The organism is Gordonia malaquae NBRC 108250 (assembly GCF_000344135.1).
Classification (GTDB): domain Bacteria; phylum Actinomycetota; class Actinomycetes; order Mycobacteriales; family Mycobacteriaceae; genus Gordonia; species Gordonia malaquae.
In genome coordinates, this window is record NZ_BAOP01000025.1 from 1 (window position 1) to 21,717 (window position 21,717).

At 66.4% G+C, this 21,717-nt stretch carries 23 protein-coding genes and 2 pseudogenes; 6 read left to right on the plus strand and 19 right to left on the minus strand.

What is annotated here, in order from left to right:
* The 5 genes from GM1_RS15515 to GM1_RS21660 all read right to left on the minus strand — a co-directional run.
* Positions 1-797 (minus strand): serine/threonine-protein kinase (locus GM1_RS15515; protein WP_169332793.1); only part of this gene is annotated, 797 nt, incomplete at its 3' end.
* A 215-nt stretch (positions 798-1,012) separates the two neighbouring features.
* The gene (locus GM1_RS15520; RefSeq protein WP_008380330.1) at positions 1,013-1,432 is read right to left on the minus strand and encodes a hypothetical protein; all 420 of its coding nucleotides are present in this window, start codon (positions 1,430-1,432) and stop codon (positions 1,013-1,015) included.
* Between the two features lie 95 nt (positions 1,433-1,527).
* A complete protein-coding gene (locus GM1_RS15525) occupies positions 1,528-2,211 on the minus strand; it encodes a hypothetical protein (RefSeq protein WP_008380332.1) in 684 nt (227 codons plus the stop codon).
* 57 nt (positions 2,212-2,268) lie between these two features.
* Positions 2,269-3,438, minus strand: a complete 1,170-nt coding sequence (locus tag GM1_RS15530; protein ID WP_008380334.1) for a DUF5685 family protein — start codon at positions 3,436-3,438, stop codon at positions 2,269-2,271.
* 119 nt (positions 3,439-3,557) lie between these two features.
* On the minus strand, positions 3,558-5,066 hold the full coding sequence (locus GM1_RS21660; protein ID WP_157436085.1) for a serine/threonine-protein kinase: 1,509 nt from the start codon (positions 5,064-5,066) through the stop codon (positions 3,558-3,560).
* Between the two features lie 185 nt (positions 5,067-5,251).
* On the opposite strand from GM1_RS21660, the gene GM1_RS15540 reads away from it, so the two are divergent.
* Entirely contained in the window at positions 5,252-5,836 is a 585-nt protein-coding gene (locus tag GM1_RS15540; protein ID WP_008380337.1) for a hypothetical protein, read from the plus strand.
* A gap of 158 nt (positions 5,837-5,994) precedes the next feature.
* Here the strand turns inward: GM1_RS15540 and GM1_RS23275 are convergent, their stop codons facing one another.
* Positions 5,995-6,168, minus strand: coding sequence for a hypothetical protein (locus GM1_RS23275; protein ID WP_008380339.1), 174 nt, complete (start codon positions 6,166-6,168; stop codon positions 5,995-5,997).
* 333 nt (positions 6,169-6,501) lie between these two features.
* Here GM1_RS23275 and GM1_RS15545 point away from each other — a divergent pair, with 333 nt between their 5' ends.
* A complete protein-coding gene (locus GM1_RS15545) occupies positions 6,502-7,020 on the plus strand; it encodes a hypothetical protein (protein WP_008380341.1) in 519 nt (172 codons plus the stop codon).
* 105 nt (positions 7,021-7,125) lie between these two features.
* Here GM1_RS15545 and GM1_RS15550 read toward each other — a convergent pair whose 3' ends face one another.
* From GM1_RS15550 to GM1_RS15575, 6 genes are all read right to left on the minus strand, one after another.
* Complete coding sequence (locus GM1_RS15550) at positions 7,126-7,668, minus strand: dihydrofolate reductase family protein (protein WP_008380343.1); 543 nt, start codon at positions 7,666-7,668, stop codon at positions 7,126-7,128.
* Positions 7,665-8,606, minus strand: a complete 942-nt coding sequence (locus GM1_RS15555) for a helix-turn-helix domain-containing protein (protein ID WP_008380344.1) — start codon at positions 8,604-8,606, stop codon at positions 7,665-7,667. Before GM1_RS15555 ends, GM1_RS15550 begins: the two co-directional genes overlap by 4 nt.
* A 63-nt stretch (positions 8,607-8,669) precedes the next feature.
* A complete protein-coding gene (locus tag GM1_RS15560; protein WP_008380346.1) occupies positions 8,670-9,077 on the minus strand; it encodes a hypothetical protein in 408 nt (135 codons plus the stop codon).
* 1 nt (position 9,078) lies between these two features.
* Positions 9,079-9,519: an ABZJ_00895 family protein gene (locus tag GM1_RS15565; RefSeq protein WP_008380348.1), complete on the minus strand. Its 441-nt coding sequence runs from the start codon at positions 9,517-9,519 to the stop codon at positions 9,079-9,081.
* 109 nt (positions 9,520-9,628) lie between these two features.
* Positions 9,629-10,378: an energy-coupling factor transporter transmembrane component T family protein gene (locus GM1_RS15570; RefSeq protein ID WP_008380350.1), complete on the minus strand. Its 750-nt coding sequence runs from the start codon at positions 10,376-10,378 to the stop codon at positions 9,629-9,631.
* A 1-nt stretch (position 10,379) separates the two neighbouring features.
* Positions 10,380-12,401, minus strand: coding sequence for an ABC transporter ATP-binding protein (locus GM1_RS15575; protein WP_008380352.1), 2,022 nt, complete (start codon positions 12,399-12,401; stop codon positions 10,380-10,382).
* Between the two features lie 146 nt (positions 12,402-12,547).
* Between GM1_RS15575 and GM1_RS15580 the strand changes: the two genes are divergently transcribed.
* Positions 12,548-13,276 (plus strand): TMEM165/GDT1 family protein, encoded by a 729-nt coding sequence (locus tag GM1_RS15580; RefSeq protein ID WP_008380353.1) that lies wholly within the window; start codon positions 12,548-12,550, stop codon positions 13,274-13,276.
* Here the strand turns inward: GM1_RS15580 and GM1_RS15585 are convergent.
* Positions 13,257-14,936 (minus strand): TM0106 family RecB-like putative nuclease, encoded by a 1,680-nt coding sequence (locus tag GM1_RS15585; protein ID WP_008380355.1) that lies wholly within the window; start codon positions 14,934-14,936, stop codon positions 13,257-13,259. The two genes, GM1_RS15580 and GM1_RS15585, sit on opposite strands and share 20 nt — an antisense overlap.
* A 127-nt stretch (positions 14,937-15,063) precedes the next feature.
* On the opposite strand from GM1_RS15585, the gene GM1_RS15590 reads away from it, so the two are divergent.
* The 3 genes from GM1_RS15590 to GM1_RS15600 all read left to right on the plus strand — a co-directional run bounded on the left by GM1_RS15590 (position 15,064) and on the right by GM1_RS15600 (position 17,286).
* Complete coding sequence (locus GM1_RS15590) at positions 15,064-15,780, plus strand: DUF6474 family protein (RefSeq protein ID WP_008380357.1); 717 nt, start codon at positions 15,064-15,066, stop codon at positions 15,778-15,780.
* A gap of 142 nt (positions 15,781-15,922) precedes the next feature.
* Positions 15,923-16,636 (plus strand): cutinase family protein, encoded by a 714-nt coding sequence (locus GM1_RS15595; RefSeq protein WP_223291419.1) that lies wholly within the window; start codon positions 15,923-15,925, stop codon positions 16,634-16,636.
* Between the two features lie 143 nt (positions 16,637-16,779).
* The gene (locus GM1_RS15600; RefSeq protein WP_244874777.1) at positions 16,780-17,286 is read left to right on the plus strand and encodes a hypothetical protein; all 507 of its coding nucleotides are present in this window, start codon (positions 16,780-16,782) and stop codon (positions 17,284-17,286) included.
* Here the strand turns inward: GM1_RS15600 and GM1_RS15605 are convergent, their stop codons facing one another.
* The 6 genes and pseudogenes from GM1_RS15605 to GM1_RS15625 all read right to left on the minus strand — a co-directional run bounded on the left by GM1_RS15605 (position 17,287) and on the right by GM1_RS15625 (position 21,623).
* Positions 17,287-18,834 (minus strand): succinic semialdehyde dehydrogenase, encoded by a 1,548-nt coding sequence (locus tag GM1_RS15605; RefSeq protein WP_008380363.1) that lies wholly within the window; start codon positions 18,832-18,834, stop codon positions 17,287-17,289.
* A gap of 51 nt (positions 18,835-18,885) precedes the next feature.
* Entirely contained in the window at positions 18,886-19,374 is a 489-nt protein-coding gene (rraA, locus tag GM1_RS15610) for a ribonuclease E activity regulator RraA (RefSeq protein WP_008380364.1), read from the minus strand.
* A gap of 505 nt (positions 19,375-19,879) precedes the next feature.
* Positions 19,880-20,293, minus strand: coding sequence for a hypothetical protein (locus GM1_RS15615; RefSeq protein WP_008380366.1), 414 nt, complete (start codon positions 20,291-20,293; stop codon positions 19,880-19,882).
* Between the two features lie 280 nt (positions 20,294-20,573).
* A pseudogene (locus tag GM1_RS23280) lies at positions 20,574-20,660 on the minus strand (hypothetical protein); the annotation flags it as partial.
* 124 nt (positions 20,661-20,784) lie between these two features.
* Positions 20,785-21,369: pseudogene (locus tag GM1_RS23220) on the minus strand (HipA N-terminal domain-containing protein); the annotation flags it as partial.
* On the minus strand, positions 21,366-21,623 hold the full coding sequence (locus tag GM1_RS15625; RefSeq protein WP_008380371.1) for a helix-turn-helix domain-containing protein: 258 nt from the start codon (positions 21,621-21,623) through the stop codon (positions 21,366-21,368). The gene GM1_RS15625 and the pseudogene GM1_RS23220, both read right to left, overlap by 4 nt.
* Between the last annotated feature and the right edge of the window lie 94 nt (positions 21,624-21,717).

The window sequence follows — 21,717 nt, forward strand, 5'->3', positions numbered from 1 at the left end:
ACGCATCCGTCCAGCCGGTCGATGGCGACCGCACTCAACGCCTCCACGAACCCGATACATGACGAGAATCTGCAGTCCGGATTCGGGTGAAGTGCAGTCGCGAACACTCGGTCCATGGCCGACGCTCCCCCGGAATCGATCGGTCGTATACGGCCACCGAGCTGATCGGCGACGACGGCGGCCTGCGAGCGGCCGTGAAACGGCGACGTCCCGGTCGACATTCGATACGCGGTGACTGCCAGTCCGTACTGGTCCGAGTTCGGGCCCGCATGAAGTTCGTCAGCGATCCGTTCGGGCGCTGTATATCCGACCGCACCATGCACCGCATAGTCCTCGGCCCTGTCGGTCTCATCGTCGATGTATCGCGCCACTCCGAAATCGGCGAGATACGCGGCACGCGGGACCGCGTCGGACAACAGGATGTTGCGCGGTTGAACATCCCGATGGACGATGCCGAGGTAGTGCAGATGATCGAGACCTGCCGCGACGGTTGCCAGGATCGGCAGTGCATCCGCCGGTACCACTCCGTGTGGAGAAGATCGGATCAATTGGTCGACGTCCCCGCCGTCGACGAGAGTCATCGCCATCCACGGCTGCCCGTCGATCTCGCCGCAGTCGAGCACCGGAACGACGGCGGAATGATCGACCGCGGATGCCAGTTCCGCTTCTCTATGGAACCGTCTGCGGTACTCACGGAGGCCGGCGAGCTGGGGTGACAGCACTTTCACCGCGTCCGTTCGCGCCAGCCGAGGGTGGACTCCCGCGTACACGGTCGACGTTCCACCGACCCCCACCACACGTCGAATTCGATAGCCGGCGAACTCGGTGCCTACGAGCGTCCCCCCAGAACCATCCACCGGCGACACGGCCCCCTTCGTACGGGGCCCGTCCTGCGCAGAGCCCTGTCGAGCGACGCTATCAACGCGTGTGGATGCCGCCCGACCGTTTGGGACCGAGCACCCAACCGCATCGAGGCCGCCGCCTGACCTGTCGGCCGGTGGGTCCAGTCTGGTCAATTCGCCACGTCCGTGGCGGGCGCCTTCTCACCGCATGAATCGGCGACCGGCTCCATAACCGCCTCTGCGCGTCCGGGATGGAGGCTCGTCCACAATGCCTCGATACCGAGCCATCCGATGCCCGCGACGAAGAACAGGACGGTACCAATGAAGACGAGAGCGGAGAATGCCGTACAGCCTCCGACCACGCGATCGAGTGTGCTCGGATCGCCGAGTACCGAACCCGTGTTCGCGGCGACGAGGACTGCCGCCACGATGGGCAGAGAGGTCAGCGGAAGAGTTCCAACGAACCACCAACGCTGCTCGCTCGCGAGTGTGAGGACGAACTCCGCCCAGGTGAAGAAGGCCCAGACAACTGAAGTGACAACAGCGACATATCCGATGGGGCCGAGAAAGTCGATCAGGGTCTGAATCATCGCACTACTCCGTTCGCGTGGGGTCTGATCTCCCACAACGTACGGTCAGTTCCGCACTGCCCCGCCGATTCTGGGTGCTGTCACCCACCGGTCGGTCAAGGAAGGAGAGTCAATCCCGCCGCAGTGATGACCCGCGTGCTCATCGCCCACTCGCACAGCACGATTCGGCGGTTTGACGCCGGAACCCCGTCATCGGAGATCAGGCCGCCGATCCCCGCAGCCGACAACTTCTCGCACAGATAGTCGAGTTTGCGACGCAGCTTCGACGGAGTCCAGCCCAGCCGGAGCTCGACGTCTTTCATCGATGCGATCCGATCGATTCCGACACCCGGATTCTTCAGCATCGGCTCGCACAATGCGAGCAGCATCAATGTCTGGTCGTCGTTCAATGACTCCGGTCCGACCGTCTCGACCCCGACCGGCGGCGGAAGCACCGTCCGTTCCGTGGGCCCGAGTTCCGGGATCCGAACCGCGATCTCGTACTCCGTCCGGCCCGCCCGGAAGACGACCGCCGTCTCCCGACCGCTGAGGCGCACGGCCCGACCGACCTCGAGCAGCGAACTGAGTGCCACGCCCTTCGGGCTGTACCGGACCGGAATCCAGGTTCCAACGTTCTCGATCCACCAGCCGCCGTCGCGCCAGTACACGGCGAGGATTCGCCGATGCAGATGCTCGTTGTCGGCGAACGCGAGGTCGCCCTCCCGTCCGACCGTGGTGATCCGATCGCGACTCAACGGCACGATCGTCCCGACGAGGTCGTCGATGTGTGGAATAGCCATGCCTTCTCCCCCGGCCCGAGTGACACTCCCGTCGTGTCGGATCGAGGATACGGGACCTCAGCAGCTGCAGTCGCAGTCGCAACTCGCGCAGCACTTGCCACAATCGCAGCAATCGCTACAACAATCGCACGCTTCGCAGCAATCATCTTGGTGACACAGGCCCGCCTTGTACTGATCGTTGCAATGGTTCCAATGCGTCTCGCTGCACACTGCCGGGCCACAGCAGGTGATGCCGAGGAAGGGCAGCAGCCGTTCGCCGAACGACCTGTTGGGCCGGAACGGAGGAGGATACGGCGCGTAGGACGGGTATCCCGGCGGCCGCTGGTCCGGCCATTCCCGGAATCGATTGGGCGCGGGGGAATCCGCCTCACCATGGTGGTGGACCGCGTGCCGCCGCGAGTGAACAACGCGTGCAAGTCCCTCGATGAGGAGTGCCCGCAGGAGTCGATCGTCGACCAGAGTCAGTTCCGCGTAGCGATCGGCAATCCGACGGACGAGCACATGCGCCTTGTCGATCGCCTCAGCGTCGGTCGTTCCACTCGCCTCCAACGGGTTGAAGGCGCCTTCGGCACGATCACGTTCACGATCGTCCACCGCATCGATGAGGTGTGCGAGCCTTCCGTAGTCCGCGCCGATCTCCCAGAGCACGCGCCGATTCTGCGGAACCATCGCGGCATCGGCGGTCGCCGCGAAGACTTCCGCGCATGCCAATGATGTGGGCTCGGTGAGCATGTCCAGGTCGGTAGTCGTCGATTCGAGCTCCGCCTGTTTCGACAACGGCGCCAGAACCGCGCCGACATCGAGCGCGGCGACATCACCGATCTTCCGATGCAGCATTCCCGACGCAGACGTCGCCGCCAAACGTTTGACGAGTACCGGTTTCGCGAGCCCCGTCGCCTGCTCGGCGACGATGTCGTCTGCCTTCGCCGCGGCCAAGGTCATCGACGCCGTCGCAGCGAGCTCGATTCCGGCGTCGGTTCCAGCGACAACCTCCGCGGACCGCATCCCCCGAAACGGGCAGGGTCCCGCGGTACGCGTCGCGGTCGGCACGGCTGTCTGCGCCGACGTCAGGATCGAGAGCATGATCGCGTCGGTGTTCGTCGTCGCCCGACACGCCTGGCCGAAGCGGTCACGCAGAGACAGGCACAGGCCGCACATATGGGCGCGCCACATCGCGGCCAGTTCGTCGTCGAGCGTGTGCGCACACGGTTGGAGGAGTCCGAACATCGCCTTGGCGCCGCCTTTCGTTCCGGACGAGCCTCACTCGCCCGCTACCGATACGGACCGTATCCGTAGCGGTACCGAAGCCGGGCACCGATGGGTGCATGCACCCATCGATATCGCCCTCATGCCGAGGCGAAGTCCTCGACGATCTCCGCCGAGATGCTCAACCCGCGTTGCCGTTGAGTGTTGTAGCAGTCGATTCGGATGCCCCGGCTGGCGCACTTCCACGATCCGATCCAGTTCGACTGCACACCCTCGCCGTCTGGAAGCGGCTTCAACGCGGGCGTCCATCCATCACCACTCGGGCGTATCACGTCACCCGACGATGACTGATAGCTCGACACGCCACAGAACTTCGCCCCCTGATCAGCGAAGTCAATTCCCACCGAGGTATTCGTCGCCGCGCCCGTCTCACATGGCAGTATGTCGGCCCAGTTGTACCCGTCCGGCGTCTGTGGTCCGCACCAGAATCGCTCCCCACCGAGGACGCACGCCACCCGACCGTCCGTCGACGTGAACCCGAATCCCTCCGTGCCGATCTTAAATCGCTGGATGTCGCCGGAGAAGTCGATCTCGCCCATCGCGGATCGATTCGGCAGCGGAATCTCCGCCGCCGGACCGTGGTCCCCCGGCGTTTCGCGATTCGTCATCGCGTACGCCAGGCCTCCGACGCCGAGCAGTACCGCCACGGCAGCCGTCACACCGAACTGCTTCGCATGAGCACGAAACCATGCCCGTCTCGATGGTTGTGCGCTATTCGGGACGACTCCAGGCGCCGGCAGTCGCGCGGCAGGCCGATCGGCACTGACCGACACACCGCCGCCGACGGACACGAACGCCGCGGCGAACTCCCTGCAGTTCGAGAATCGCGCAGACGGGTCCTTGTCCAGCGCCCGAGCGAAGACGGCGTCGTATCCACGGAGCCGACGGTCGAGCGTCGACACCAGCGGAGGTTCGGCGGCGAGATGCTGCTGCATGAGGGCGGGCGCCGTGTCTGCGGTGAACGGTCGCGATCCTGTGAGCATCTCGAATGCACTGCATGCAAGCGAATACTGGTCGGCCCGGCCAGTGACGTCCGTCGATGTGAAGGCCTCGGGCGCCGCGTACGCCATCGACCCCAGGAAGGCGTTGGACACCGTGAGCCGAGTCTCGCCCGCGAGCCGCGCGACACCGAAGTCGAGGACACAGACGCTTGCGACCTGACCGTCACGGCCCATGCCGACCGAGATATTCGCCGGCTTGACGTCCCGGTGCGTCACGCCCCGCCCGTGCGCGTAGTCGAGCGCGGATCCCGCGTCGAGGAGCACTCGACCGACGACGGCCGGACTGCTCACCCCCGCACCGACAAGGTCGACGCCGGGCACGTACCGCATCGTGAACCACGGATCGTCACCCACGACACCGATCGCGTACACGGTCACGATCGATGGATGATCGAGAGCCGCAATGAGCTGGGCTTCTTTACGGAACCGAGCCAGGGCGATCGAATCACCCGAGCCCGCGCGGATGATCTTCAGCGCCTCGCGTCGACGAAGCTCCAAACTGTCGACGAGGTACACCTCCCCCATCCCGCCCGACCCGAGCAGTCCGACGACCGTGTAACCAGCGAAGACATCCCCGGGCGACAACATGACCACCGAACCAGAATACGTACAACCCGGCACCTCGCCCCCGGCGGTTCGCCGTCCTGTGGGCTCAGCCACCCACTCGCACCGCCGGGAGGATCCACCCATTGCCGACTTCACCCGACGCAGGCGAAGGTGGGATCACAAGACCAACCGCGGCCATCCCAGGCCACCGGCACTGTAGGAATCACATGAAGCTACGCACCGTCACCGCCCGAGTTGTCGCGCCGATCGTATTCACCACTGTCGCGGTACTCACCGTTCCCGGCGTCGCCGCCGCCGACATCGACCGAGGGACCATCGACACTCTGATCGACATGTCGGATCTGACGTCCATCGATCCGCTCCTCGTCTTCCAGAACGGGTCCCCCATGGGCTTCGCATCGGCCGACTCTGAATACCAATGCGTCATTCCCCCGTTGGTCGATGACGGCGACGACCTCGACCCGGTGTACTGCGTGGTGGGCACACCGACGAGTTTCAGCGTCCCAGAGGACGCCGCGTGCGACGCCGACGATCCCGGTGCCGATGTCCTCATCTGGGATCAGGACTCCCAGTCTGTATGCGCGGGCACCACTGCGCCGGTCGCCACGATTCCGTCGATGGACAACGGGGGCTGGCGCCAGGGAAACCGCCCCCTGCCAGTCGGCTCGAAGATCGCCATCGACACCTGGACCTGTGGCAGCCGCGCGAACGGCATCACCTGTCACGAGTCGACCACTGAGTCCGGCTTCCGGATCCACAACGGCACCGTCGAATCCTGGGATCTCGACTGAACGGAAGTCTCCCGCGCGAACAGTCAGGACACTCCCACGGTCGCAGTACCGATGGGACCACGAAGATCGATGTCCTGACCGCGGACATCGACGGCTCTGTTTGATCGTTCACCGTCGGCTGCGCCAAGGCCTGATCAGCCACTTCAACATGCGATCACTCAAGGCGCGGGGGAACTACGGCGCTCGCTCAAGGACAGTGTCAGCGGGGCCGACGACGCGGTAGCGGGCGACGACGAACGCGTGGTCGCAGACAGCAGCCAGTCGAGGGAGTCGTTCTCGTCGGCGAGGAAGCCGTCGAGGGTGGACGCAGTGTAGAAGACGTAGTCGGTCATCGTGGTGTTCCTCCGGTGAGTCGTCGTCACCACATGATGGGGTCGGGGTCCAGTTCGGGTGCGCCGGTGTCGACTCCGCGTCGTGCAGCATCCAACCCGTCCTGATCTGTCCGAATCAACGGCGGCCGCCCCTCTCGGGGCGGCCGCCGTTGTTCGTTCCGGGAACGAATCGTGCCGAATACTTATGCACGTATAGGTCGATCGGTTCACAAGATTCATCGGTTCTGACCACATCGACCTCGACTTTTACACCGGACGGTTGATACCGAACCGTGCATAAACATCGATATTTTCGAGTGTCCCCCGTTGACAGAACACTGGAGAACTCTCGTTATGAATCTGACTCGCCTGACAGTCGCCGCAGGAGCCGTCGCCGCCGCAGGAATGCTCCTCGCGCCGGCCGTCGCACACGCCGACGGCACCAAGGATCCCAAGTACCAGCACCCGCCGACCACCTCGCAGCCGAAGTCGGACGACGACGGCGTCGCGCCCATCAACAACAAGCGTGCCCCCGTGAAGCTGTGCGGTCAGGAGTCGACGAGCGGCGAGTTCACCGGCGAACCGTCACATCATCCGTACGCGCTCGAGGCCGGAACCACGTCGATCACCGTCGACTACGACACCTTCGACGTACCGGACAAGATCAACGTGTACGCGAAGGGCAAGCTCGTCGGCACCACCGGCTGGCGCGGCTCAGAGTCCGAGAACACCAACCGTCATCCGCTGAAGGGCGCCGGCGACGACGAGCTCACGGTGGCGGTGCCGGCCGGCGCCACCTCGGTCGACGTCGTGGTCATCACCGATCTCCAGGGCACCGCCTGGGAGTTCACGGTCGGCTGCATCAAGGCCTGATCTCTGCTTGGCCGGTCATCTCTCGTGAGGGGTGACCGGCCTTTCGACTCGCTCCGCTCGCTCAAGGAGCAGAGAAGGTGCCGCTGTTAGTCCAGTGAGCAAGGGTCAGCGCGGGCCGACGACCCGGTAGCGGGCGATGACAAACGCCTTGTTCTGCACGGTCTCGAGCAGTTCGAAGTCCCACGCGCGCGGAAACAGGGGGCGGCCAGAGCCGACGGTGGCGGGCGCGAACGAGACGAGCAACTCGTCGAGCATTCCGTCCTCAGCGAACTGGGCCGCGAGGTCGCCGCCGCCGACCACCCACACCGCCCGGTCGCCTGCTGCCTTCTCAAGGGCTGCGCGGTGCTCGGCGGGCGAACCGGCCACTACGGTGATCGACGGATGGACGGGCTCCAGGTCGCGGTGGGTGAACACGAACGTCGGATGATCCTTGTACATCCATTCCTCGCCGCTGGCCGTGATGTGGTCGACCACCCAGCGATAGGTCGTGGATCCCATGACGATGGCCCCGGTCGCCGCCATCAGATCGGCGATGTTGTGCGGGCCGTCCTCGTCGATCGGCTGCGTGAGCAGCCAGTCGAGGGAGTCGTTCTCGTCGGCGAGGAAGCCGTCGAGGGTGGACGCGGTGTAGAAGACGTAGTCGGTCATCGTGGTGTTCCTCCGGTGAGTCGTCGTTGCCACATGATGGGGTCGGGGTCCAGTTCGGGTGCGCCGGTGTCGACTCCGGCGTCGTGCAGCATCCAGCGTGCGAGAAGCCTGCGGTGCGCCGAGAACGTGAGCTCGTGTGCGACGATCTGCGACAGCCGGAACGACTCCGGCGGGCTGCACAGGGCGTCGACGATCCAATCGGTCCACGCTCCTCGCCGCGTGACGTCCCGCACCATCGCCAGCCAGCGGACCGAGCTCGCGGCATGTCGAGCCTGGAGTGCGTCGAGGTCGGAAGCGGGCGTCAGGTCGGGCATCGGGCCGCCCTCGATGGTGGCGAGCCACGGCTCCTTGCTGATCACGAGGTGCCACAGCACCTGGTCGATCGTCTCGTCGGGTCCGTCCCACGCCCGCGACATGCTTCCGACAAGGCGGCGACGACCTCGCTCCGCTGCCGACACGGCGCCTGCGGCGTCCAGCAGCGCATCGATGTCGGCGGCGTCGTGTCTGCACTGCAGGGAGACGATGTCGCCGGCCGACTCCTCGGCCAGACCGCTCTCGTTCGAGTCGACATAGAGGACCGTCGGTGAATGGAAATGGATGCCGTTCGGTGCGGGCAGCCAGTGCCCGGACTGGCCCGCAGGCGGCATCGACGTCGGCGGATGCCCGTAGGCGCGAGAGAATGCACGACTGAAGCCTTCGACGGTCTCGTACCCGGCCGCGAACGCGGTGTCGGTGACGGTGGCGCCACGTTGCAGTTCCCACGCCGATCGTTCCAGGATCACGCGGCGACGCAGCGCGACTGGCGACTCGCCCGCACCCGCCCGGACCGACCGCGCGAAGTGGAACGGCGAGGAGTACACGTCCGCAGCCATGTCGTCGAGGCCGTCGTTGCTCTCGTCGAGCACGGCGTCGAGGAGTGTCCGCAGGTGGTCGGTCATGAGATCAGTATCGACGCGAACGCCAGTCCTGCGCTTGACCGTTCTTGCTCGCCTACGCGCCGACTACCGGTTCGGCTGACGGCGGAGGTCGGGGTAGAAGCGCACCACGAGCCAGATCCACACCATCTGGCACAGGAACGAGCCGCCGACGCCCAGGGAGATCGCCGGGCGGTGCACGAGGTCGTCGGCGCCTCCCGCCACCGCGGTGGCGTAGACGATCAGCGGGACGACGTCGAGCAACGCGGACACCACGATGAACGCGGCGATCAGGCTGCGGCGCTCGCAGCCCGTCGGCGCTCTGCCCACCGTGGTCATGAACGTGTTGATCGTGTACCCGGCGGCCAACGCCGAGGCCAGGAGACCGCCGAAGCCCGCCAACGGCCACAGCACAGCCCAACTCACGAGGAGGAACACGCCGAACAGCAGTGTCGCCGCCAGCGTGAATCTCAGCACGTACGCTCCCAGGCTCATGTCACCTCGCGCGGCGAGCGGCCTTCTTCGCCTCTGCCTTCTCGAGGCTCCGCAGGAAACGCGATGGCATGAATCGGATGATCAGCCACATCACGACGGCAGGCAGCAGCACTCCGAAGCCCAAGACGAGAACCGCGATGCCGGGTCGGTCGAGAACCTCCGACGCCGCGTCGGGGTACGCCAGCGCGGCGCCGATCAGGATGGCGATCTGCAGAAGGACGAAGAATCCGATGCACGCGACGGCCAAGCTGAGTCTCTCCGCCGAGTCGGGGACGCGCCGGAACTCGACCACGAATTTGTTCACCGGGTAATTCAGCGCGACGATCGGCGCCACCGCGCCCATCGACGGGGGAAGTTCCATGAAGGCGCTGATCACCCCGAGTACGACGATCATGCCGACGTAGGCGAGTGCGTATCGACCCAGGTATTTCCACACGTTCATTCTGTCCCCCAAAGCTCATTGACGTCGCAACCCTGCGAAGTCGGTTCAAATGGGACACTATCTGAACGCTCGATCAGGTTCAGCACACACTTGGCTAATCATCCGGCAGTCAGAGCAGGATGATCGCCGCAGTCGCCGCTCCCGCGGACAACAGCACGAACACGGTGAGAACGATCGCGTCGAGCCTTCCGGGCCGCGACGGATACGCGGTGAGACGCCCGGTGCCGCCGCGCGCGGTGATCGCCTCCGACATCTCGGCGCTTCGCCGCATGGCAGACGACATGGCGGCGACGATCATGTCCAGGATCGAGGGTTCGGCCGACGGATGCCCCGACGACGCGCTCGACTTCGGGCGGAGCCGGTGGGCGGCCCAGAGGAGCCGCATCTCGTCGATGAGCAGCGGCAGTCCCCGCAACGACAGTGCAATGGTCACCGCCCACTCGTCGACCGGCAGTCGCAGGAACTTCAACGGACGCATGAGGACGGCGATCGCCGGCGCCAGCTCGGCGACGGGAGTGGTCCACACGACCAGCACCGACATCGCCAGAACCACCAGACCGAGGAGCACCGCGCGCAACGCCGTGAGCCCGCCCTCGTTGCCCCGCGCAATCCACGACCACGCGACTCCGACAGCCATCACCGCCCAGAACCACCACGGAGGTCGAGGCAACGCGCCGACAGGTATACCCGCGAGCAGCGCGAACACGATCATGCAGGCGGCGACGTAGCCGAGGGCGGGCCACGACGGCAGGATCCACGTCATCAGGCCGAGGGTGAGGACGATGAGCAGTTTGGTTCCCGCCCAGAGGCGGTGGACGACGGAGTCGCCGGGGATCTGACGCAGCATCGGGATCTGCATGTCACGCACCGCCTTCCAGGACGCCCGCGGCGAGTTCGACGCGACGGTTGCACACCCGATCGAGAGATTCGAGGTCGTGGGAGATGATCACGATGGTCGCACCGTCGTCCCGCAGTCGCGCGAGGACGCCGAGCACCTCCTCGCGGGCCTGGGGATCGAGGCCGGCGAGAGGCTCGTCGAGCACCAGGACATCGGGATCGGACGCGATCAACGAAGCCAGCACCACGCGGCGCATCTGACCGCCGGACAGGGAGTCGACGCGCTTCGCCGCGAACTCGCGAGGAAGAGCGACGAGGTCGAGGACCCGTCCCACTTCGCTGGTCCCGACGCTCTCTCCGCCGACCGCCATGATCTCGTCGCCGACGGTCACCTTCTGCAGTTGCAGCCGCGCATGCTGGAAGCCGAGTCCAACACTGCCGACGTTCTCCGCGATCGGTTCACCGTCGATCAGAACGGCGCCGGACGTCGGCTTGGTGAGTCCGGCGAGAATCCAGGCGAGGGTCGACTTGCCCGACCCGTTTCCGCCGACGATCAGCACTCCGTCGCCGCGGTCCACACGGAGGTTCACATCGTGCAGGGCCGTCACCTCCCACGGGGAACCCTGGAGATATGTGTGCGCGACATCGGAGACGACGAGCAGCGGTTCCCCACCGACGTGCGACGACGCGAGCGCGGGCGCGCTCTGTTCCGGTCGCATCCACTCGGGGTGGTGAGCGACCACTCGACCATCGGCGAGATGCACGATGCGGTCGGCGGCCCTGGCCTCCGAATCCCGGTGGGTGATCAACACGACCGTGATGCCGTGGCGGCGCGGCAGTTCGGCGAGGATGCCGATCAGTTCGTCGCGCCCCCGCGGATCGACCATCGACGTCACCTCGTCGGCGATCACCAGTCGCGGTCCGCGGGCCAGTGCCGCAGCCACGGCGAGACGCTGCTGCTGACCGCCCGACAGGTCGGACGTGTCCCGGTCGCCGAGCCCGGCCAGTCCCACCTCGGCGAGAAGACCCTCGACGTCGACGACGGCGCCTTCCGGGAGTCCCCACACGAGGTCGTCGGCGACTCGGGAGCCGAGCATCTGAGCTTCGGGCCGCTGCAGGACGAGCGCGGTGCCACCGCGACGACCGAGACCCGGCGCACCCGGCCGGTCAACTGCACCCGACGTCGGATCGACTCCGGCGAGGACCTTCGCGAGTGTCGACTTGCCCGACCCGTTCGCTCCGACGATCGCCACGAACTCACCCGGATGCAGTTCCAGATCGATGCCGGTCAGAACGTCGCGCGACGTCCCAGGATAGCGATAGCCGACCCCGACCGCCCGCAGCGGCAACGGGCCGGGCTCACTGTCGTCGAAGACGTGCGCGGCCTCGAGCGTGTCGTCGAGTTTCACATCGGCGAGGCGATCGAGCACCTTTCCGAGGCACCATCCGGCCAGGATCAAGGTGAGGAACGTCCCGATGGTGCCGGGGATCCACAGCCACAGCCACCAGTTGTCGACGACATTGCCGGAGAAGTTCTCGACGGCGTCTCCCGCACCCGTCAGCTTGACCGCCCGTAGTGTCTTCGCGATGCCGGTGAGCACGTTGTCGAACACTTCGAGACCCAGCGTCCGCAACGGTTTGAGAACCCACATCAGCAAGACCGTGATGCCGGCGATGGCCGGGGCGATGATCACCGACAGCGCGCTGAGCACGATAAGGCCACCACCTCGGCGGCGGACCTCACCGACGATTCCACCGATCACCGCCGTCACGGCCACTCCGAACGCGGTGCCGAGCCCGGCGACAGCGAAAGTGACGGCGACTGTCGTGACGACGGCGGCGATCACAGCGCGCAGGCGGGTCCGCGCGGCCAGCAGCGCGATCGGGACGGGAGTGAGGAATCCGAGGGCAGCGGCCATCGGCACGACGGCGACGATCACGGCCGGCACCACGGTGAGACCACTGAAGATCGCGATGGACGCGATCTCGATCGGTCGGAGGGGCCCGGTGACGACGCGACGGTCGTCGACTGCAGGGAAGGTCACCGCACCATTGTGCCTGGTGGGCGATCCGCCCGATCCGCACAGGAGGTTTCGGCCGCCCGAACAGCCCGATCAGGCCTCCCCACCTGCGGTTATGCGGGTCCGCAGGTGAGTTGATTGTGGGACGCAGGTCACCCTAACGTGGCGGCATGGTCACTGCCCTGGCGCTGAGTTTCGCCGTCATCTTCGTCGCCGAGCTCGGCGACAAGTCTCAGTTGATGGCGATGACCTTTGCACTCCGCTACCGCTGGTGGGTGGTGCTGACCGCGATTCTGACGGCGACCACGCTGGTCCACGCCGCGTCCGTGTTCCTCGGCCACTTCCTCGGTCTGTCGATCCCGACCGAGTTGATGTCGATCGTCGGCGGCCTGTCGATGCTGGTGTTCGGACTGTGGACGGTGCGCGGGGACGAGCTGGACGACGACGAGGCGTCCCGCGCCGGACGTGTCGGACGGTCGGTGTTCTTCGCCGTGATGTCAGCGTTCCTGCTCGCCGAACTCGGCGACAAGACGATGCTCGCGACGATCGCGCTCGCCGCCGACCACGACTGGCTCGGGGTGTGGATCGGTTCCACCATCGGCATGGTCGCCGCCGACGCCCTGGCCATCATCGTGGGACGCACACTCGGCAGACACCTGCCCGAGCGCACGATCGCCCTCGGCGCCGCGGTGCTCTTCTTCGGTTTTGCGGTCTGGTTGATCGCCGAAGGCCTGGCCGGAGCGTCTGCACCGGTCGCGGCCGTCACGATCGTCGGCGCTCTGGTCATCACCGCCGTCGGCGTCTTCTGGATCATCGCGACCAACCGCCGTCGTGCCGCGGAGGCCGCACACGCCGAGACCGACACGGCCTCCGACGACGTCACACAGATCGCGAAGTAGGGACCCATCCCTCTGCCGCGCGGCGCGTCAGGATCTCCCGCACCGTGGGGAGTTCGAGGACATCCTGCGACGAGATCCACTCGCGCAGCACCTTCGTCGCCTGCACGTCGTCTTCGTTGTACGTGAGCAGTCGGGCACGCTGCGACTCGTCGAACGCCGCGCCGTCCAACGCGACGGCCGCCGCGTACCACTCCATCGACGCCTCGCCGCTCGCCTCGGCGTCTCGCCAGTTGAACCCGGCGACAGGTGCGATCCGCTTGAGTCCCTTGCCACGCGGGCAGACGAAGTTCTTGCCGACCGCCTCGAAGACGTCGACCCATTCCTTGGATCCGATGAACGCGTCCACCTCGGCTCGCGACGGCACTCCCGGGACCACGCCGTGGAACCGGTCGGCGCTGCCGCGCAGCCATCGGTTCTCCGCCTGCTGCGAGTAGCAGTACGCGGCGAACGTCTTTCCCGCCTCGCGCGCGGCGCGTCGTTCCGCGGCCATCCAGTTCCAGAACTCGGCGAACGAGCGTCCCTCGTCGAGAGTCGGCAGCGGGTCCCAGGTAACGAAGGGCAGGTAGCGCACCTCGCGTGAGGGATCGGTGTTGTCGGTGAGCAGTGTTCCCCACATGTAGGCGCCGCGTTCGGAGTAGCTCTCCATGTCGACGTCCACCTCGATGTCCGCGCGGCGCAGGCGGGGGCGGTCGAGTCGCCGGACGAGCGGGATGTCGTCCACCCAGCTGGCGGCCGAGACGATCGCGTCGGCGAACGGGACCGCCGCGGGCCAGTCTTCGGGTGGGTCTCCGCGGTACGCCGCCAGTGCGTCGAATGTGGTTATGCCTGCTTCCTGCAGGACGGTGGCCTGACTGCCGCCGACCACCAGGCTCACGTCACGACGATCGGCGAGGTCACTCTCGCACCGCGTCCACCAGTGGCAGCTGCGACACTCCCCGACCCGACGCGCGACGGTCGGCACGCTGCCCTCGGCGATGGCGTGGCGATGCTCGAACTCCTCGGCGTACTCGGTGAGAGCGGCGTCCAACGACACCGCGACCATGCAGTCCGCATCGAGCCCGATGAGACCCCCGACGCGGGCTCCGGCATCGGCCGTCCCCCACCCGAGATCGTCGAGCATGGCCGTCAAGTGCGCCAGCCGCATCACGTCGCGTCGCTGCGACCGGGCCGACCTCGTGGCGTCGACAGCCGGATGCCAGCCCCACAACGGGGAGGTGCGCAAAGTGGGAGGCGGCGCGTCCGCAGGCCGTTCCCCGTTGACCAGCGTCGTCACCCGGTGATTGACCACGATGATCGGCAGATAGCCGTCGCCGAGCCGGAACAGCGCTTCGGCATGCCCGCGTCGCCCGCGTTCGACGTCGGTCGGCAGCGCGGCACGGAAGATCCACGTGGCTCCGGCCTCTACCGCCCGGCGCGTCTGCTCCACTCGCTCGCGATGTGTGCCCGCTTCGACAGTCACGACGTCGGACGGCGTTCGGTCGCTCTGAAAACCGTGCAGGGTCGTGATCACGTGATCGCGGTGGCCCTGCGCCGCTTCGATTCGCCGCCGAGCTTCCGGCGAGGTGTCCGAGGCGGCGGCGTCGCCGTGCTCGGTGAAGTCCAGTGCCAGGCGGTGCTCGCAGCCAGTGAGGTTCCGCGCCCCCAGAACGGCAGAACTCACGACTGCACCCCCACATCACTTCGACACCTCGGTCCACGGTGGACCGAGTGATTCACTACCCCACGAGACTATGCAAAGCTGGAGACAATCATTTGCAGGTGTCGAGTTTCGTCACGGAAGGCCGGGCATGGGACTGCTCTCATCGGTGCGCGAAGAGCGCACGGAACGCAAGGCGGAGAAGAAGATCCGCAAGGGCGAAGAGAAGGCGATCAAGTACCGCGCCAAGGCTCAGGCGAAAGCGTCGACCGCGGCCGAACGGAAGCTGCGCAAGAAGGACCTCCGCACGGAGCAGAAGTTCCACAAGCGTGCCCAGAAGCAGGAGCGCAAGACGATCAAGGCCGACGCGAAGGCGCAGCAGAAGGTCGCCGCCGCGGAGGCGAAGACCGTCGCCGAGCAGAGCAAGGCCGCAGCTGAGGCCGCGTTCTTCACCACCACGAAGATGAAGCGGTACCTCGCCGTCGGGCGTCTCGCAGCACCGATCGTGGTCCCGATCGCCTACCGCGCCGCGGTCGCGGCACGCGCTCAGCTCACCGAGTTCCAGGCGCAGCGCGCGGGTGTCCCCGCATCGGTGTTGACCCAGTTCGGCGGTCCGAGCGCCGCACTCCGCGCTCGTATCGCCACCTCCCGCGACTCCGCGCAGAAGGTCGCCGCGACTGAGTCGACTGCTGAAGGACGTGCATTCGTCGACGCGATGACGGGCAGGCTCGACAATCTTCTCGTGGCTGCGGATGCCGCCGACACGATGCCTCCTGCGCAGCGGAAGTCGGCTCAGCGCGCCATCGACAACGAGCTCACAGCCATCGACAACGACCTGCTGGCACGCCTCAACGTCCACCCGGCGTGATCCCTGCCGCGGTAGGCATCACGCTGTTCACGCGTGCCGCCTCGTTTCCCGCGTATTGTCGGACAATTAGCGGGAATCTTCGCATCATGCGGAAAGTGGCCGCGCCCTGTCGCGGCAGCGATCGCATGGTTACCATGGCCGGGTGCGTACTCGAATGTTCGTCGGCAGTGTTCTGATCGTGTTGGCGCTTGTCGGCGTCACAGTTCCACAGGCGGGCACCGCCGACGCGGCACGACGGTGCGCCGACGTCCACGTCTTGTTCGCGCGCGGGACTGCCGAGACGGCGCCGCCCCTCGGTGTCACCGGGATCGCGTTCGAACGCTCGGTGCGCGCGGCACTGCCGGGAAAGCGCGTCCGCGTCGAGGCCGTCTCCTACCGGGCGAGCAGCGACTTCCGCGACAAGCTGGCGTTTGCGCACACTTTCATCGACGGTGTGAAGTCGGCGCAGACTCGAATCAAGCAGATCGCAGCGGCATGCCCATCGACCGACATCGTGGTCGGCGGATACTCGCAGGGCGCGGCCCTTGCCGCGTACGCGGTCGCCGACGACGTGCGGATGCCACCGAGTTACGCCGCCTACCAGCGATACACGCCGAAACCCCTTCCGGCCTCCATCGCACCGCATGTGAAGGCGGTCGTCCTGTTCGGCCCGCCGTCGGACCGTTTTCTGCGCGACGCCAAGGCCCCCACCATGCACGTCGGTCGAGCGTACCGCGGTAAGACGGCGCGCTACTGCGCTGCCGGCGACACCATCTGCAACGGCGCGCGTCTGGGCGGACCGAACGCCATGCATCTGCTGTATCCGGTGAACGGGATGACCGACGCCGGCGCCCGGTTCGTCGCGCGCCGCGCCTGATCGAGTTCAGCGTGTAGTCCGAACGGACTAACGAAGGGCGCTACGGTGGCGATAGGCACAGTAGTCATGCATTCGTCGACCCCGGCGCGGGAGACCGCTCCTGAACACAGCAGATGACACCTTTCACGCGTACCCGAAAAGTCTTGGCCGGCGTCCTCGTGGCCGCAGCCGTCACCGCCACGGCGGTGCCGACGGCCGACGCCGCTCCTGCCGCGCCTCCGTTGACGTTCCAGATCCCGGCTATCGGCGGGTTGGAGATCGGGCCGGGCGGCGTGCCGGGCGGATCGTTCCAGCCGACGACCGTCGTGGCCCGGCCCGCAGTGCGGACGATGATCTTCCCACCGCCACCGGCAGGCGTCCAGTTCAGCGTCAGCCATCTCGCGCCGTACCACTATCAATACAGCTACCGGTACCTGCGGGTGCAGTGGCACAACCTCCGGACCGGGACCAGGGGCCACGTGGACCTGCGCCACTGGAAGACGATCGCAGGGAGCACCGGCTACCCGTCGACCCTCCCGACGACAGCGGTCGCGACCACCGACTCGGGGCCGGTCGTCGCGACCGTGTCTGTGCTTCGTGAGCAGTACCAGGCGCCGCCCACCGTGATCAGTGTGATCCCCGGTGTCAGCGCCATCGACGTGCCGCGCTGACTACCTGCCGGGCAGGTACTTCAACGAGCGGAGCAGCGTCGGCGTCAACTTCAAGAACAGACCCTGCGGGATGCCCTTGATGCCGTCCAGTCCGATGACCCGCTGGGTCGCGATGGTCTGCGGCTCGGTGTACTTGAGCAGCCCCTCCTGGCCGTGGCGGCGTCCGACGCCCGACACGCCCATGCCGCCCATCGGTGCGGCGGTGGACCCCCACGCTGCGGCGTAGCCCTCGTTGATGTTCACCGTTCCCGCACGCAGCTGCTCGGCGATCTTCTGCGCCTGTGCCGTGCTGCCCGCGAAGACGCTGGCGTTGAGGCCGTACTCGGTGTCGTTGGCGCGTTTGATCGCCTCGTCGACCGAGTCGACGGGGTAGATCGACACGAGCGGGCCGAACGTCTCGTCGGCGAAGCACGTCATCTCGTCGGACACGTTCTCCAGGACCGTCGGCTCGTAGAAGAACGGGCCGAGGTCGGCGCGCTTACGGCCGCCCGCAAGCACCTTGGCACCCTTGGCGACGGCGTCGTCGACATGCGCCTGCACGGTCTCGATCTGCTGCGCGGAGGCGAGCGAGCCCATGTCGGCGTTGAAGTCGTATGTTCCTGCGAGGGTCATGTTCTTGACGTGCGCGGCGAACTTCGTGGTGAACTCGTCGGCGATCGACCGCTCGACGTAGATGCGCTCGATCGAGATGCAGAGCTGGCCGGAGTTCGAGTAGCACGCCCGTGCTGCGCCTGCGACGGCGTCGTCGATGTTCACGCCGTCGGTGATGATCATCGGGTTCTTGCCGCCGAGTTCGGCCGAGAAGCCGATGAGCCGCTTGCCCGCCTGCGCCGCGAGGGTCGCGCCGGTGGCCGACGAGCCCGTGAACATGAGGTAGTCGGTGGTGGCGACGATGGCCTGACCGACGACCGAACCGGGTCCAGGGACGACGGCGAACAGCTCACGCGGCAGCCCCGCTTTGTACAGAAGCTCGGCCAGAGCGAGAGCACAGTACGGTGTGTTGCTGTCGGGCTTGATGACAACGGCGTTGCCCGCGATCAGCGCAGCCACGGCGTCCGACACTGCGAGGGTCAGCGGGTAGTTCCACGGGCTGATGACGCCGACGACGCCCTTCGGCTGGTAGCGGACGCGGACGTCGGTGGCCCCCGGCAGCATGCCCTGAACATGCTGGTCGGCGAGCATAGACGGGCCCTGCTGGGCGTAGTAGCGGGCGGTCAGCGCGACGTCGATGACCTCTTCCTGCGCGTAGACACGAGCCTTGCCGGTCTCGGCCTGCGCGATGTCCATCAGCTCCTGCGCGGCGTCGTGCACCAGCTCGGAGAAACGGTTGAGGACCTTCGCGCGGCTCTGCGGCGACTGCGCACCCCATTGGACCTGAGCGGCGCGTGCACGGGCGACCGCCAGTTCGATGTCGTCGGCGGTGCCGACGGGGATGGTCGCCATCTCGGCGCCGCTGAACGCTTCGAGGACCGGCTTGGTGGGACGCTCCCCGTCGATCGCGATCAACGCGGCGAGGCGAGCGAAGTAGTCGGGTGACGGCTTCGGCATTACTGCTCCTTGTTCGAGGGTGTCAGTGTTCGATGAGGTTCGGGTGACCGCTCAGAGGCCTTGCGCGACGAGGACGATGCCGTCGTCGTCGGAGTAGGCGATGTCGCCGGGCGTGAAGGTGACGCCGCCCAGTTCCACGGGCACGTCCCGTTCGCCCGCGCCCGTCTTGGTCGACTTGCGGGGGTTGGTGCCGAGCGCCTTGACGCCGATCGCCATGCCGCCGATGGTCTTGGCGTCACGGATCGCGCCGTTCGCGATGATGCCGACCCAGCCGTTCGACCGGCCGAGCTCGGCGATGATGTCGCCCACCAGAGCGGTGTGCACCGATGCGTCGCCGTCGATGACGAGCACGCCGCCCTCGTTGGGCTCCGACAGGATCGACTTGAGCAGTGCGTTGTCCTGGAAGCAGCGCACAGTCGTCACGGTGCCGACGAACTCGCGGTTGCCGCCGTACTGGGTGAACTGCGTGTCACAACTGCGCACATCGGCGCCGATCTCGTCGACGAGGTCTGCGGTCGGGGTGAAGTTCAGCGAGGTCATGGCCTCGAGTCTAGGCGTTGTTACCGGCGAGTCATATGTGATGTCTCGCCGCTCATCGGCCGATCACCGCGAAATGTGCACCTGAGCGGGCCTACGAGCCCCTATAGGCTCTCGCACCTCTTCTGTGGTGCACATTTCGCGAAGCACATGCGGGACAGTTCAATCGGACACCAGCGTCTCGGCACGATAGGACAGCATCACGGCTAGTCGGCCGGTGTTCTCGTCCGAGAACCCGATCTCGGCGCATCGAGATATCCGTTCCCGACTCGGGGTTGCCACGTCGTCCAGCGGCGCACCGCCACTCCTAGATCGAACTCGGGTACGGCGGCCTCGTCGTCGACGACCTCAGCTGGACGGCCCGGACCTACGCCAGGCCCAGCTTCTGGGGCCACCGATTCACCGACGAAGCGAGGGCCACGCGGCCCGGGATTCTGCACCCAGTGACGTGAGACCCTCGCTCCGGCAACCGCTTCGTCATCAGACGCACGTCACGACAGCGAAATGATCAACTCGCCGCGTCCACCGGACTCAGCGTGACGTCCCAGGTGCGGCGAGTGAGGTTGGACTTGCGTCCGACGAACGCGATTCCGTTCCACTGGCCGTCGAACTTCGCGTAGCAGTCGTTGAAGCACACCGTGAGGCGCCCGTTCGAGAGCGCCCACGACTCGTTGCCCGGCGTGCTGTCTGGGTTGACCCCGCTCGGCGAATTGACGTAGTGGAAGTCCCCACCTGCCACGAACGTGATGTCCAGATCTCCGCCGAACGTCTCGACACTGTGCCACCGCGTGCTCAGCAGCATCTCGGTCAGATCTGTCGGTGATCCGGGGACCGGGTGGCCGGCCTCCGTGCACGCGGTAGCCAACAACGGGAGCGCGAGGAGCAGTCCCGCCGTCGCGATCGCTCTCCGTGACTGCCCCACCGGCGGCTCCCTCGTGTCGTGTCTTGGAATGAGGATAGCCGGGCTCTCGACAACGAGGACGAGCGTTCGACCGGACGACGCTACCGGCCGCGAGGATGGTCGCGATCTGACGGACCTTTCAACTGCCCGTCAACGATTCGGCCCGCGCAGTGAGCAACGCGATGAGTCGCTCGGTGTCACGGTCGGCGAACCCGATCTCGGCGCAGCGCGGAATCCACGTTGTGCTCACGTCACACACCTCGTCGATCATCCGCCGCATCGGGCGCGCACCGACACCGAGCCGCTCTCCGGCGTCGATGAAGTCCGAACGCTTCAGCCGGTTCGCGCGACCGTAGAGATTCATCGCCATCGGATCGCGCCACTTCAAGTAAGGCTGGGTGGTGAGGAGGTCGTATGCGGGCGTCGGCCGCCACCAGGAGGCCCGTCACTCCCGACTCGTCCTCGACGATCGTCGTCGAAGCCGCGGTGATTCCGCAGGCCGCGGCCATCCGCATGAAGAAGTGCTCGTTCTCGACAAGCTTCGGAAAGCCTGACGGAGGGGAGAGTTTGAGGATCGCGGGCCCTCGATCGGTGACCGTCGGCGTGCTCCACATCGACGCACTCACCTTCGGCTGCACGCCGGCCATCGCGACGGCGTCGGATTCGAACGACGAGGTGAACTCCCGGAACACCTCGCGCAAGTCCGTCACCATGTCCGTGACCATCGGTGGGCGAATACGGGGCTCGCACCCCTCGGGGACCACTCGTACGTCTCCGACAGTGTCACTCCCCACAGAGAGCAGTAGCGTGAAGTGGTCGTCTGCCGACGTCTTCGTCGCAGTCAGTGCGACGCCCAGGCGGACGCCCTCTGGGAGCAGACCGGCGAAGAAGGCAGGCAGGGCGTCTCCTCCGACCTCGAACGGCGAGTCCGGACCGGGGAGCGACCATGCGATCCCTCCCGTACGACCCGTTGGAATCGGATCGCGATAGTCGAGGGTCGTCACCCCTTTTCCGTCCCGAGTCAGGGCCGCGGTGAGGCGGTCGCCTACGTACACATCGGCGCGGTCGACCGCGCGAAGATCCGCTGCGGCGGTCATCGACCGTCGCCTTTGGGCCTGACATCGACCGCGAGCCCCAGGACGTCCGCCACAGCGGTCAGTGCACCCAGGCGGACCGACGGGCTGCCGTATTCCAGCGCTTGGACGGTCGAGCGTGAGACATCGGCGAGGTCGGCGAGCATCTCCTGCGTCAACCCGAGTGCACGTCGACGTTCGGCGACAACCATCGCTATGCCTGCATTCTCATGCATAGCGAGCCGCGATGCCGGGTTGGTGTTCCGCGGACGCGCCATACGACCTCCTATGCCTTGATTCACAAGCATAGCTTGTCTTCGCCCTCCGCCCGAGCGCTTCACCCCTACCAATGCATGCGATTCAAGGCATAGT